This window comes from Paenibacillus sp. FSL H7-0690, from assembly GCF_037980415.1.
Taxonomy (GTDB): domain Bacteria; phylum Bacillota; class Bacilli; order Paenibacillales; family Paenibacillaceae; genus Paenibacillus_AQ; species Paenibacillus_AQ odorifer.
Genome location: NZ_CP150281.1, coordinates 4,390,212 through 4,404,217, shown reverse-complemented (window position 1 = coordinate 4,404,217; position 14,006 = coordinate 4,390,212). Strand labels below are relative to the sequence as shown.

General features: G+C 44.2%; 13 protein-coding genes. 11 read left to right on the top strand and 2 right to left on the bottom strand.

Going from position 1 to position 14,006, the window contains the following annotated elements:
* From MHI32_RS19400 to MHI32_RS19375, 6 genes are all read left to right on the top strand, one after another.
* Positions 1 to 618, top strand: coding sequence for a hypothetical protein (locus MHI32_RS19400; RefSeq protein WP_076190732.1), 618 nt, complete (start codon positions 1 to 3; stop codon positions 616 to 618).
* Positions 619 to 798: 180 nt separating this feature from the next.
* Positions 799 to 1,548, top strand: a complete 750-nt coding sequence (locus tag MHI32_RS19395) for a hypothetical protein (protein ID WP_076190734.1) — start codon at positions 799 to 801, stop codon at positions 1,546 to 1,548.
* A gap of 37 nt (positions 1,549 to 1,585) precedes the next feature.
* Entirely contained in the window at positions 1,586 to 2,152 is a 567-nt protein-coding gene (locus tag MHI32_RS19390; protein ID WP_076127226.1) for a hypothetical protein, read from the top strand.
* A gap of 63 nt (positions 2,153 to 2,215) precedes the next feature.
* Complete coding sequence (locus MHI32_RS19385; protein ID WP_076190736.1) at positions 2,216 to 2,767, top strand: DUF4303 domain-containing protein; 552 nt, start codon at positions 2,216 to 2,218, stop codon at positions 2,765 to 2,767.
* Positions 2,768 to 2,828: 61 nt separating this feature from the next.
* Positions 2,829 to 4,223, top strand: coding sequence for a hypothetical protein (locus MHI32_RS19380; RefSeq protein ID WP_076190738.1), 1,395 nt, complete (start codon positions 2,829 to 2,831; stop codon positions 4,221 to 4,223).
* Between the two features lie 34 nt (positions 4,224 to 4,257).
* A complete protein-coding gene (locus tag MHI32_RS19375; protein WP_340010578.1) occupies positions 4,258 to 5,466 on the top strand; it encodes a hypothetical protein in 1,209 nt (402 codons plus the stop codon).
* A 102-nt stretch (positions 5,467 to 5,568) separates the two neighbouring features.
* Here MHI32_RS19375 and MHI32_RS19370 read toward each other — a convergent pair whose 3' ends face one another.
* Positions 5,569 to 6,042, bottom strand: coding sequence for a hypothetical protein (locus MHI32_RS19370; RefSeq protein WP_076190742.1), 474 nt, complete (start codon positions 6,040 to 6,042; stop codon positions 5,569 to 5,571).
* Positions 6,043 to 6,309: 267 nt separating this feature from the next.
* Here MHI32_RS19370 and MHI32_RS19365 point away from each other — a divergent pair, with 267 nt between their 5' ends.
* The 3 genes from MHI32_RS19365 to MHI32_RS19355 all read left to right on the top strand — a co-directional run bounded on the left by MHI32_RS19365 (position 6,310) and on the right by MHI32_RS19355 (position 9,202).
* Positions 6,310 to 7,578 carry a hypothetical protein gene (locus MHI32_RS19365; protein WP_076190744.1) on the top strand — a complete coding sequence of 423 codons (1,269 nt, stop codon included), beginning with the start codon at positions 6,310 to 6,312 and terminating at the stop codon, positions 7,576 to 7,578.
* Positions 7,579 to 7,921: 343 nt separating this feature from the next.
* The gene (locus tag MHI32_RS19360) at positions 7,922 to 8,473 is read left to right on the top strand and encodes a hypothetical protein (RefSeq protein WP_060623267.1); all 552 of its coding nucleotides are present in this window, start codon (positions 7,922 to 7,924) and stop codon (positions 8,471 to 8,473) included.
* 78 nt (positions 8,474 to 8,551) lie between these two features.
* Positions 8,552 to 9,202, top strand: a complete 651-nt coding sequence (locus MHI32_RS19355) for a polysaccharide deacetylase family protein (protein WP_175618995.1) — start codon at positions 8,552 to 8,554, stop codon at positions 9,200 to 9,202.
* Positions 9,203 to 9,222: 20 nt separating this feature from the next.
* Here the strand turns inward: MHI32_RS19355 and MHI32_RS19350 are convergent, their stop codons facing one another.
* Positions 9,223 to 10,062, bottom strand: a complete 840-nt coding sequence (locus MHI32_RS19350; RefSeq protein ID WP_076190747.1) for an AraC family transcriptional regulator — start codon at positions 10,060 to 10,062, stop codon at positions 9,223 to 9,225.
* Positions 10,063 to 10,297: 235 nt separating this feature from the next.
* On the opposite strand from MHI32_RS19350, the gene MHI32_RS19345 reads away from it, so the two are divergent.
* Both MHI32_RS19345 and MHI32_RS19340 read left to right on the top strand, forming a co-directional pair.
* Positions 10,298 to 11,206, top strand: a complete 909-nt coding sequence (locus tag MHI32_RS19345; protein ID WP_248548588.1) for a chitosanase — start codon at positions 10,298 to 10,300, stop codon at positions 11,204 to 11,206.
* A gap of 85 nt (positions 11,207 to 11,291) precedes the next feature.
* Entirely contained in the window at positions 11,292 to 13,880 is a 2,589-nt protein-coding gene (locus MHI32_RS19340; protein ID WP_340010575.1) for a metallophosphoesterase, read from the top strand.
* Positions 13,881 to 14,006 lie beyond the last annotated feature (126 nt).

Genomic DNA, 14,006 nt, shown 5'->3' with positions numbered 1-14,006 from the left:
ATGGATAAATTAAAGAACAGCGGATTTTATAAACTTAGATTCTTCATCAGGCCGGAAGAGTTTGAAGGCGTTTTGAAGCGTTTTGAACATAAGCAAGCGCAATTTCATCTAACCAATTATGCCCAGACAGAGCATGATCTGAAACAGGTGTATGAAGCATATCAGACCTTTTATCATTATTTTACGGCAGAGAAAAAAAGGAATGAGGGTCCCCCTTTCTTTGTTTATTCCATTTCTGTTACGTCTGATAATGAAAGCTCCGGATTTTTCGCGAGAAATGAGAGTGTCTATTTTCCATATTACGGACAATGGGCAGAGGATGAACTGCCGTGTATCTTGCTATCATTTCCTAAAGGCTTTCAAATAGATTTGGAAGATGAAAAAGGGAAGTATTATATCTATGAGGATATTCGGGATCATAAGCCGTTAACATATACGTTTTTCGATGAAATAACGGGTGCTATTAAAAAAATGACAAAGCCGCTTCGCTTCTCGGCGCATGATGCAGATGCTATGAAGGAGCAAAAGCCTTCTGTGCGTATAAGCCATGGTGCGATTCACGATTTGAGCAAATCGTGGATTTTCAATAAATATGGGCTTGTGATGGGTGGCAAATAGTCCAGGGCAAATTACACCGAGGCATTGGCCAAGCTGGAGAATTCAAAAATTGGGGATTGATATGTTGCACTCTCTAAAATTTCAGTATTATCTTGGATAAAAAAGCTGCTCAACCTGCAATATTTTAAAGAATTCTCTATCTGGAAGAGTTGCATGTTGGGGGCAGCAGGAGGAGTATTTATGTACATCGTATCTCGGCCAAAACCGCTGTCTGATGGTCAAAACCAAGCACTTGCAAAGGAAGACGCCACTGTTTATCCACCGGGCTACCTCCGTTTTTTGCGGCGATTCGGCGAAGGGACTTACAGAGGGTGGCTGAATGTTCAGTTTCCGGATGCGGAGGTGCTTAAACCTTTTGCAGAGTACGGATTATGGGAGCATGACGAGAATAGCCCCATTACTGAGCAACAGATCGGTGAGTGTATCGTTATAGGTACAACGGTGGACGGAGATTTTCTGGCAATACATCCCCAGACAGCTGGGCTGCTTTGGCTACCTCGGCATGCGGAGCACGTAAAGGCGATTTCCCTGCAAGCAGGGGAGCAGGAAGACGAAGGGTTGTACGCCTTGGTGCTGGACGAAATTTATCGTCAGGTGTATGGAATCAGTCAAGGGGAGAGCGTCTATTATGAACCGTGGACGGGCACTCGCAGCCATCGCTTTTTGCGTTTGCCACAAGGGCAGGACCAGCTTACGCTACCCGAACTGGCTGGATTGTGCCAACATGAATTTCCGCCGGATTTGTTTATTGAGAATGCCTATGTTTGTTTCCTGTTCTACCGGCAGCTGGGAGGCTATGTACGGTTGAATTATGCCTACCAGCAAGAGGTGGCCATCTTCTATGAACAGGATATGGGGCAGGCGTTTGCCGTAATGGAGCAGTGGCTCTTGTCGAAAGGCTGCGAAGCGATTTCAGAAAATAACAGCTAATCTGGGGGCTCCATAAGTCTGGGAGAGGGAGGTATGCATGAAACTAGTTTTTACTTTGGATACACATGGAACGTGTGTGGGTCAATTGAGAGATGAACTGCTGCCCTTAGAGGAATTAGCAAATACATGGGAGTTTCCCTATGATATCTTTTTTGTGTTGCGTGTTTTACCTGAAGGTTATGGTCGAAAAACATCCAGACGGTTTGATAGCAGGGATCATACCCTCGAATTAGATATCAGCATAAGTTATGAACAGTACCAACGGATGTCCAAGCATGAGCAACGTGAGGGATTAGGTATTCACCTTTTTAACTATTTGTCAGAGTCAGTTGCTAAATATAATAAGCATGCAGTTAAGGAAAACCAAAATCAACTACTGGACCTAGTGAAAAAATGGATGCTCGAAAACAATTGGCTAAATGGAAAGTTAAATCAAGCACGGGACCTACTTTCGCAAGACATGGATCTTTATGAAGTCAGCCAGAAATTGCAGATGCCATTAGAAGAGATTGAGTATATCCTTCTCCGTATGAATGACTATGAGCCAACTGATGTTCATCCTGATAACCTTGTAGTAGAAAAAGCACCGCCATATCATTTCTAGAAGGCTGGAGCAAATAGAAGACATCCTGCCTGAACGGATCCACTAACGGAAAGGAGGAAGCCGATGCAAGAAATAGAGAGGCTGGCGATAGAGATCGCCGATGCTGCTAGAACGTCTTTTCGCGCTCTTTTTGAAAATGGCGAATGTTACTATTACTGTACCCTTTACACTACTGGTGAGGGACATGCGCCAAGTATCTCCGCCTGGTCGTGGGAAGCTTTGGAGGTAGAAGCAGCCAGGCAAGGCGTCGAAAGTGACACACCGGCATCGACGATTGCGGAACTTATCAAATGGTCTTATGCGGATTCGCCCTATTGTTGTTTCGGCGATGAGAACTTTGATAATGTTAAACAGCGATTTACCGAGCGTTCTTTCATAGCTGATCTTGAGAATGACGAAGTGAATCGCGAGTTTGATTTGAGGCTGAAGGCCATGGAGCTGGCGATGAAAATACTCGATGATGAAGGTGTGTTTGCCTTGAATCAACTGCGAGAGTCAGTATGCGTCCTTGTCGAAGTCATGCCTCCGGATGAGATCAATACTGAAATCGCCCTCCGTTTGAATCGGGCAGAATCTCCAGCTATGCAAGTATGGTTGGCGGAAGCGGCGGAGTAGAAGCCTCCGCTTTCGGAAATCGTCTACTATATTCGGATTTAAAATGAGAGGAAAATAATTTATGAGCAATCTTTTCAGATTCATTCCTATTAGCCAACTAGCAGATAAATTTCCCGAAGGATCTTGGTGGGCGAAGTTTTACCAAGATTTTAGTGACGAGCAACTTGCCGCTTACTATGAAGGGGATTTGACGCTGCCTTCTCTTAATCTAGATTGGGAGCAACCTTTCCCGCAACAAAAAGAGGTAATCATCATTTTTATAGAAGGAAATTTTACTGTAGACAATCTTTATAATAAAGAAACGGATGGTGCCATAGGGCTTTTGGTGACCGGTAATATGAGTGCGAAAAATATAGCTGTAGGCGGTCAGGAAATTTATGTTTCGGGCAACCTGATGATTGAGGAAATATTATGCGGCTCCTACAATCATGGGGAAACGATTGTTAAAGGTGATCTCAGCGCTGCGGTTTTGGTTCAGGATGACGAGTACAGTTTCAAAGTGGACGGACATAAATCGATCGCCTGCTTAGTAAATGTGTGGGAGGGGGACGGCGTATTTCAGGAGCTTCCGGTAGACATTCATGAAGTGTTGATTGATGAAGTTTTTTTGGATATGGAAGAGGATGAGGAGGACTTTTCCTTTGGCACACTGGTGAACGTAATTAAAGAAGGCCGTTCTGCTCTAAAAAAAATAAAGGAATCCCCCGCTAGCAAGAAAGCTGTTCATTTATATTTCACCCATAACACAATCAATGAAGAAAATATATTGAAGTTGACGCAGTGTATTTTAATGCCAAGTGACAAGCCTTCTTTTAATTTTCGGGAGCAAGACGTTTTTTTCAAAGTTCAACTGGAGCATATTGATGCTGACGGGGATGAGCGGGATCTTAGCGTTTATATGAATGATAACCGGCATCACTATTATATTTGGCTGGAGCAAGATCATTCTGTCGGTTTGTTGAAGAGAACCATAGAAGAAGGGTCTGAGTGGGAGGACATTACAGAAGAGTCTCAGGAACAACTAGCAGAGATTAGCGATTGCTGGACGATGTTGCTGACCTGCGTTAATATGGCTGAGCTTTATTTACGAAACATTGAGGTACAGTATGTGCAAGACATTTTGCAACACACTGTAATTCAGGAATTATATTCGGAAGTGGAGGAGAATGGCGGGTTCTGGGACGGCTCTAAATGTTACAGCTTCCGTCAAACGCATACAGACGAGGACGGAGACCTTCTACATGGTCGGATTGAAATCAGGACTCCAGATGAAGCGTATTATTTTTATACAGTGGACAATGGAACTTATGTTTCCCGGCATTATCAGCCGCCCGATCAATATGGCAAGCAGGACATGTCCTATTTGGATCTTAGGCGCTGGGAAGCATCAGAGCGGTATTTTACAAGATTCAAACAATTTATTACAGAGAAGATAGAGTCAGGTGTGAATAGTTAGATCTTGATATGCATTAGAGGAAAGGATGATAGAAATGCCAAATGATAGCCAAGCTGGTCCTTCAGCTGGTTCTGTTAGAGAAGTTGGTAGTTATCCTATCAACCTGACAGGTCCACGTAGTCATACTCTTGTCCTTAAGCCCGGTGTGGGCAGTCTATCCATGGGTCCGTCGCAATTGGGGAAAAAGGTTGACCTTCATGTCGCGTCTGATGCGCCTATCGATTGGACCGTATTCGATGTCTTTGCCACACCGGCTGGCTCTCCCTGGCCGCGATTTCTGCATTATACAGGCAGTGATTCAGGCTTCTTTGACTGGGCACAGAAACGTCCCATTGAAGAGATGACATGGACTCCGATCCTATCTGCGGACACGGTGGCGGACGCCAGTCAGTCCAATTTGCATGGCTTGCATGTCGAGTTGGAAGCATCCGGGAGGTCCCTTAGCCTAATACTTCCGAAGCAGCCTTTCCGCCTGAGTGTGTCCGGCGATCTATCACGCTTCTCGGCCACAGGTGATATGCCATCTTCTCTTACACTAGCACCGCGCACCGGCCGACGTAAGAATGATCCCCCTTTTTTGCTGCCCGATATGGGGGAGCTGCACCAGGTAACGAGCTTGACGCTACATAACGCACCGCTGGGACAGCCCATCTCGCTAGAGTGTCTAAACCGGTACCCAAACCTTAACTCACTGAGTTTGTGGGGAAACTTCTGCGACCTGAATTTATTAGCTCATCATACCCAGTTAACGAATCTGGAGCTGCGCTTCATGCCTGATCTGGGGGACTTGCCGACCTTGAACGCGTGGCCGTTGCTTGACAGATTCATCGCCTACAATGTCGAAGAAAGCGCTGGCAAGCGTCTAAAAAAGCAAATGAAAACTCGCGCTGAAACCCGTCCTTGGACCGACCATGCTTCAGTGAGCCAATTACGAAAGCCAGAGTGGTGGACGACCGAGTTTGGCCGCCCATTCTCCTCCTGGGCTAAACGTCTAGCCAAGCTGGCTAATGAAGCTTACAACGTTGCACAGGTAACCTTGTCCGAAGCCCGTAGCTTTGCTGAAGCCGAGGCCGCCATTACCGCTTTCACCGTACGCTTCAACAATCTTAAGGGCATCGAAACCACCGAACGAGAAGACCTTGGTGAAGCAGTATGGCAACTTAGCCAGTCTGACCACCTGATTGGCCAGCCTATCACAGAGGAGATGGCTCAACACTGGTTCGATGCAGCACGCGATTACTAAATGAATTGAAAGTCACACCCCTAGAATAGAAATCGGAATGACCCAGAGGTTTGTCCAATGTCTATTCTAAGGGGTGCACTTCACTATACTGACGGGGTTTTGTTATACGATCATCCCCATTTCTCGGAGTCTATCTTTAATTTTCTTTAAACGAGCTTCTTTTTCGGTGTCTTCAGTTAATACCTCTACAGATGTTTCGTTATACTTCTTAATGATCCTCTTTAAAGTTAATTCTTTCATTTCCTTTTTACTGTGGATGGTAACATGAGGGACAGTTGTATAGGTTTCTATAGTCTTGGGATCTGCAGAAATTCGTTCTAGTAAACTAAGTAGAAGCACCAGTCTTTGCTGGCCCAACCTCGGAACTTGGTATAGTTTTTTCCATGTGGAATCTAATAGATGTTCAAGATCTGTATATCCCTTCGAGTATAGAGCATTTATGAGGCCTGTTAAATTTGGACCCCGTTCTTCTGCATGCGCCACAGCAACAATACAAGCAATATTCTTAGAATAAAGATGCGCCGGAAGTGGAAAAAAATGTATTAATGCCGCATTTCCGTCGATGATGTCAATCATGATGATATACCTCCATTAAAATATGTGTTCACTATACACGTTTAGTATTCTGGCAAGGTCTGAGTCAGCAGGGTGAATTTTCCTGACTTGTCCAATCGATTGATACACTCTGCATTATTAAACCCCAAGCTACTGATCATTTTCTGAACACCAGCAAAACCCGTTACATAAGATCGTAGAATATGTAGGAGATATGATTCGCTGCGCTTCATAATCATTGCTAAGTAATGATATGATATAGGTATCAATTTTGTGGGGTGCACTGATATGGATTTCCGAATCAAAGAACTAGTTAATGCTACACAGCAAACCTATGGACTGGACAACTACTATTTACATACAAATGAAATTTATCGTGAAGTTACGATGCTGGGAGAAACCGGCTATTTGCTTAGTATGGAATGGTTTCCTTCTCACATTAAGGAATGGAAGGAAGATTATAATCCGGAAGGAACTGCAGTCATTACGCTTGACTTGCTATCCAATAACTATAAAAGTGTTATTTTTGTTGGAGGGAAATCTTATGCAAATCGAACACCGTTCCAAAACATTGAATTAAACGGCGTTATTCAGTGGATGGAAGCTGAAGTAGGGCTTGAATATGGTAAACAATTCTACTTAGTGAAGGAAGAAAGAGGAGAATATCATTTTGCTGAATGTATAGACGGTATACCCATCTCTCCCGGCGGGCGAATGGAGTTACGCTTCGATGCGGAAGGTAGAATTATTTTTTATAGTGTCTATGGCCAGTTTCCTTCCAGCTCCCTTGTGCAAAAAGAGGATTATTTTCTCACGCTTCAAGCGGTAGAGCCACTGGCTAAAAACCAACTACAGCTTATAGAATATCCAGTGTACGAGATGAAGCATCTCCTGCCGATCTATGGGATAGAAGAAATCTACATTACAAATGATGGAACAACCACAATTCTATTTGAGATGATATCAGGAACGAGAGCACGAATGAATATTGATCAAGTAATGCAGTGGGAGCAAGCGGACACGAAACAGTTCGCAAGGACGGAGATCCGTCTGCAAGAAGTGGTTACAATCGAACAGGCAATAGCACGTGAGCCGCATCCAGATTCATTTTCAATCACAGACATAGAACAAGCCCAATGTATAACCGCAGTCGAAATTGGTTTAAGCCAGCTCTATCCGGAAGAATCCGGACAATGGATATTGAAGACTTTACATCGGGAAAGAGGACATATTCAAGCGACATTGAGGAAGAATGTGTCAAGTAATCGTATGTTTCAGCGTAAGCTCCTTCTGTTCATCGATACGAACAATTATAAGGTTATAAATTATATGGATAACAAGCTAATGCTCGATACGTTTGATGAATTCAAGAGTGAAGGGAAAATTGCTGTGAGCCATGACGAAGCTTATGACAAGCTCAAGGGATGGTTCGAATTAACACCCGTATATGTGTATGATCCTGGGCAGAAGAGGTATGTGCTGTGCGGAAAGCTGGATTGTGATTATGCCGTGAAGGCCACCAGCGGAGATGTGGTAGAGTGGGGTAGTTTGGAATGATAGTGAAACCAGATTGATTTAGTCAAAAAGATAACATCCGAAACTCATGTCCAAGAGACATGGGTTTTTCTTTATGTAGTTGGATTTTCTTGCAGAAGTTGTCTAATTTAAGACCTACTAAATTTTGTCCTTTTTTTAGGTCAGAAAGTTTTTTTAACTAGATGCCAAAAATTTAGATTTACACGCAGAGAAATTCCGGTGAATAGCGTCAAATAGAAGTAGACGTTAGGAAAAAAGAAAGTTTCGTTAGGTACAATGGATGAAATGAGAGACAATAACCGTTTTAAGGATGGTGAAAAAGTTGGGTTTCAAAATACGTAAAAACACGGTGCAGTCCGTCTGGATGATGTGGGAAAAAGCTTTTGCGTTGCTTTCACATTTTCGCGGATCACATAAGTCACGCTTTGGTATATGTACCGTGATGCTAAAAAAGCACCGGGGACAGCCTATTGTATGCCAAGACGCCACGGTCATCAACCAGGGAGAGTGGGTGGGAGAACTCCACCTCGACAATGAAAGAATCCTGAAGTTGATCCGGTCCGAAGGATCGGATCGTGCCGCACTGCAAACGGCTCGCATGCTGCGCAAATCAATGCAGCAAATCAATGAAGCGTTCGAATCGCAGTCGGAGTTCAGGCAGGTCAAGGCTTTATTGGGGATTACACTGCTCCATCGGGGATTAACGCACGGTCTTGGTTTTGAACAACAAAATATAAAGTCCGGCGTTTTCGAACGCATCACCACCATCTATCTTCGATTGCTGCTGTCTGCCATGCATCCTGAAGGGAGACAAAGAATCAATCGGCGAACAGAGCAACTGGTCCCGATGTTACTGATCCATTCACGCGCCTCACTGAAAAATCGATTTTCACCCGGACAGAACTACTCTGGATAGGTCTTATGCTTGTTATAAGGAGGTGTAATCATACTTACATATCTGATAGGAGGAATACTATGTGCCGCTACTCTTTACATGTTTATTCCAAGTTTGATTACGCGAGTGAGCGGCTTTGGTGTTTTTCGCAAAGGAACGGTAGAAAAACAGGTGGCATTCACTTTTGATGATGGGCCACATCCGAAATATACGCCGGAATTGCTGGATTTATTGAAGTTACATCAAGTGAAGGCTACTTTTTTCGTGCTTGGATCGCGAGCGGAGCAGTATCCAGATCTGATCAGAAGGATGGATCGGGAAGGCCATCAGATTGGCATCCATAATTACTGCCATACCTCTAATTGGCTGATGCTGCCCAGTACAATTAGGCGAGAACATCTGGAACGCTCCGCTGATATTATAGAGTCTATTGTCGGAATCAGACCCAATCATTACCGTCCACCCTGGGGATTAATCAATCTATTTGATTTCTTTCGGCACAAGCAGTATCGAATTGTTCTATGGTCGCTGAAGGCGAGTGACTGGAACATCCGGGCCTGTCAAACCCGGATGCAGGCCATTTTATTAGGTGGAATCACCGATGGCTCCGTTGTTTTACTTCACGACAGCGGAGAGACTGCGGGCGCGGACCGGCATGCTCCTTATTTTATGCTGCAAGCTTTAGAAGAAGTGCTAAACCAACTACAGGCAAGAAACTTGCAATTTGTTAGGCTTGATGAAATGTCTTGACGTATTCCAGTGATTTGTTATTAAGACTTAAATTGTTTGCGGAAGCAGAGCGGCGAGATGCCCATTATTAATTTGAAGGTTCGTCCAAAGTGGGAAGTGTTATCGAACCCAACCATTCCCGCAATTTCAGTAACATTAAAAGAAGAGCCAACCAGCAAATCACGCGCTTTTTTAATGCGGATGTTATTGATATATTCAATGAAGCTGAACCCGGTGGATTCTTTAAAAGTACGGCAAAGGTAGGAAGAGCTTATTTCGAATTGCCGTGAAATCTCACAGAGCTTAAGCGGTTCCATATAATGTTGATTTACATAATTAACGATGTCCAGGACTTTCTTATGTGTACGATTGGATTCTACAAATGAAGCTACGCGGCTGTCAAATAGTTTACGATTAAGATAGAGAAGCAGCTCCACCAATAATATTTGTTGGTACTGTTCATATCCGCGGGCTTGCTTCTTCCCCTCCTGGATCATTTTCTGAAAAAGCTGTTCGATGAAATATTGATCCATCCCGGTCATCTTCAAAGCGCGGTAATCACTTTTGAACAATTCGAGCAGTTCCTCACATTGACTGCCGGTGCAGAAATGCTGCAGGAATTCTTTTTTAAACAGGAGTGTAACCCGTTCATACATATTGCAGCCGGAATTGACCAGTTTGTGCATTTCGTGAATATCCATAAATAGCAGTGTTCCGCCCGCAACCTGGTAAGTTCTGTCCCCTATAAAATAATAAAAATCCCCGGATATTAAATACAGAATCTCATATGCATCATGATAGTGTCTTGAAGGCATGCTGGTGTATACCTGTTTCTTGCGGCTGATGTCAAAAAGAGTAGACTCATAAAATACCGGTTTCATTCAGCACCTCCTAAGAGGATTGTAGACTTAATCTATGGTTTGTAGCAACATATGTATAAAAATTAATATTTACAAGAAAATACGTGCTGTTTGGACAAAGTTTTTGAGATAAGCTTAAATTGAATTACCAAGTGTTGGAAAAAGGAGGGCTGTCATGCTCAGATAGGTTAGGGATAAGGTTCACTGCCACTAAAAGTTAAAGCGCTTAAACTATTCAATTAAAGGAGAGATTGCGGTGCTAAATTCAACGAAGAGTAAGGTTTCCAAGAAGATGAAATTTTCATTGATGATTCTGCTCAGTTTTTCAATGATTTTTTCTTATGGCTGTCTGTCCAAAACATCTCAACAGAAAAGTTATGCGGCAGGGAACCCTGATTCTAATTTCTCACCGGCAACACTTCAATTCTTGCGTGACAACACAGGTCTGGATGGTGAGCAGTGGAACAATATTATGATGCTTGTCAACAAACCGGAGCAGGACGATCTGAACTGGATCAATTTTTACGGATATTGTGAAGATATTGATGATGACCGCGGGTATACGATTGGAATATTCGGTGCGACTACAGGCGGCTCAAATGATACCGGTCCCGACGGTCCGGATCTGTTCAAGGCATATGACGCTGCCAAAGGCGCGAGTAATCCTTCGGTTAAAGGCGCATTGGCCCGGATCGGTGTTAAGGGTTCGATGAAAGGGAAGATCCTCGAGATCAATGAAAGCGAAGAGAGCTTCTGCAGAAAAATCGGCAATTTGCAAAATGATCCCGAGTGGAGAGAGGCTATGTGGAAAACGTTCTACAATATCTATATTAAATACAGTGTGGAGCAGGCCCGCAAACGCGGCTTTAACTCGGCATTAACTATTGGTTCCTTCGTGGATGCAGCGCTGAACCATGGAGCTACCGGCGGCTCCGAGACCCTTCAAGGGCTTTTGGGTAAATCCGGAAGCAGCACGGATGAGAAGACTTTTATGACCAAATTTTATAAAGAACGGACCAAGATTGTGGATACTAATGAGTACAACTCTCCGCCTAACGGCAAGAACCGTGTGAAGCAGTGGAGCAATTTGCTGAACATGGGAGAGACAGACCTGAAGGGTGCAGATTCGGCAATCCTTCAAGTCACTGACTGGGAACTCCAATAACCGGAAGGTAAGGGCAGAACCGCCGTTCTTCTCGGAGACGGCGGTTCGATGATAAGTGAGATTAAGGAAGAGGGAGATGGGCTGAATGGATAACAACCAATCTTATCTCAAAAATAGATTTTACAAGGTAATCAGTCTAATGGTTATAGGTTTGCTGCTTGCCGTGGAATTGACCGGTTTTGTCTCAGCAGGAAGGGAAGAAATTGAGGAAGACCTTGTAAGTGAAGCAACTGCAGTTCAGGAAACGATTGCCCAGTGGATTTTTAAAGACAAAGGCGAAAACGGTGTATTTCCGGCTACCGGCGGGGTATATCAGACGTCTTCATCCATTCGTGATGTAGGAACTAATACGGATGCGTACACCTATGAGTCAAGTGAGAACAGCGTACGCAACCAGGGCTGGCATGAAGGAACGGGCCTAAAATACTGGCTTGCCACGCTTTCTACCCAAGGCTTCGAAGGTATCTTCCTCTCTTCCCAGCAAACCTCTTCAAGTACAGGACCCAGGGATTTTAAGGTGCAATACAGTATAGATCAACAGGAATGGATAGATGTTACGGGCGGCAACCTTGTTCTAGCCCAGAACAATTTTAATTGTTCCAATAATTCCTGCAAATTAACTAACCTCGCTTTACCTGCCGGAACAAACAATCAAGATGTACTCTATATCCGCTGGGTGGTAAACTCTGCGAAAAGCGTAAGCGGGGGAACGGTGTCCAGCTCAGGCTCAAGCAGAATCAAAGATGTGATAATTAAAGGAACACGCAGCAGCGGCGAACCTGGGAACACTCCCACACTTGAGGTAAGCAAAACTCCCGCTTCAGGGGCTGCAGATGTTCCCCTTAACGCAGAGATCACCGTGAAGTTTAACAAAGCCATCAGTCTCGACAGTAGTTATCAAGTTGTAATCACAGAAAACAATCTTCCTCTTACCAACATTTCTGCTTCACTCCTCGGTCAAGACACAGTCAAAGTCAGCCACCCTACTTTCACTGCCGGCAAAACTTACAACGTGACCGTCCCTAAAGAGCTTGTTAAGGGGACTACGGATGGCCGGACACCTGAGAACGATATTACCTGGAGCTTTAAGACGAAGTCTCCAGATACCGGCATCAAAACACCAACGCTTCTGAACATGACTTTTAATGGAGACCCGAAGACAAGTATTGCCTTTGACTGGTATACAGCCGAAACCGTCAGAGGTACAGTAGTGCAAGTAGTGGAGGCCGCCAATGCGGGAGGAAGCGAGTTCCCGGAACAACTGGCAGCTTCTTATGAGGGCAGCGTAACAGTTATTGAAACCTTAATGACATCAGGAGACAGAAGCTCCAAAAAGTATAAAAAGTTCGCTAGCCACAAGGTTATTGCAAGCGGTCTTAAGCCTGGAACTAAGTATATCTACCGGGCCGGTAACGGTGATGCGGACGGCTGGAGCGAGGCGGGTTCTTTTACCACGGACAAGGCGGATAATCAGGAATTCCATTTCCTCTATGTAACCGACACCCAAGGCTCAAGTAAATCGAATTTCGATCTGTGGCAGGATACTTTTAAGAGAGCTATTGAGAAAACGGTAGATCCCAAGTTTGTTCTTCTTACAGGGGATCTAACGGATGACGGTGATCTGGAGCAGTTGTGGCAGTGGTTCTTAGGTGTGCCGAAAAAAGAATTTGCCAATGTGCCATTTGCACCGATTATCGGCAACCATGAGATAGAGGATTATCCGAATAACAACTTCTATAACCATTTTAATCTTCCAAAAGATGTCGGGACGGGCGCTCATGACGGGTCGGTATATGCTTTCGAATACGGCGATGCCCTGTTTATGCAGATCAATTCCCAGTACGAAGGGGAGGTTAAGCCGTATAAAGCGGATATTCAATTCACGAAGCAATTGGAATGGATGCGGAATCAAGTGGCAAAGACCGACAAGAAGTGGAAATTCGTCTCGATGCATAAGGGAGCGTATTCTTCAGGGGATAATGCTTCGGCAGAAAGCGACCGGGTAGAATTTTACCGGAAATATCTAATTCCTGTATTTGATGAGCTGGGTGTGGATATGGTGTTTGAGGGACATGACCATATGTATATGAGGTCTTTTCAAATGCTGAACAACGTTCCGATTAAGAATGTTATTACCGATGAGCAAGGAAATGTGCTGAATCCCAAAGGGACCGTGTATCTGATGGGCAACTCGGCCGCTTCGAAATTTTATGCCATTAATCCAGATGCAGACACTTTTTTTGCAGCAAAAAACGACCAGCCCAATAAGAAAATGTTCGTGGATGTTTCCATTACAAGCGACGTGCTGAAATTCACATCCTACACAGCTGTTAAAGATAAACCTCTTGCCGTCTATGATGCTTACAGTATTAAACGGACTGACGTCAAACCCGGCATTGTAGAAAATCCAAGTGCAGTAAGACAGTCAGGGAACCGTGCAGTTCTTTCGTGGAAAGCGCCAGCAAATAGCTCTGAGCCTGTGCGAGGTTACCGGATTTACGAGAAAAATGATAAAGTCAGCACAAATTGGAGCGTGTATGTGCCGACGGTAAGCGGTCAGACGAGTTACAGTTATACATTAAACGGCATAGATTCTGCTAAAGCCTACAATTTCGTGATTAAAGCAGTGGGGACAAGAAATAATTCGCTTCCAGCAGAGGCAGGAATGCAATGAATGGATAGAGGAGGCGTTGACGGGGCTTAGGCATCCGTTAACGTCTTTTTTTCATAGTTGTTGAAGCTGTCCATTCCTCCTAGGGTAACTCCTCCAAAAGATAGCTTAACTTTTTACCAGATCATG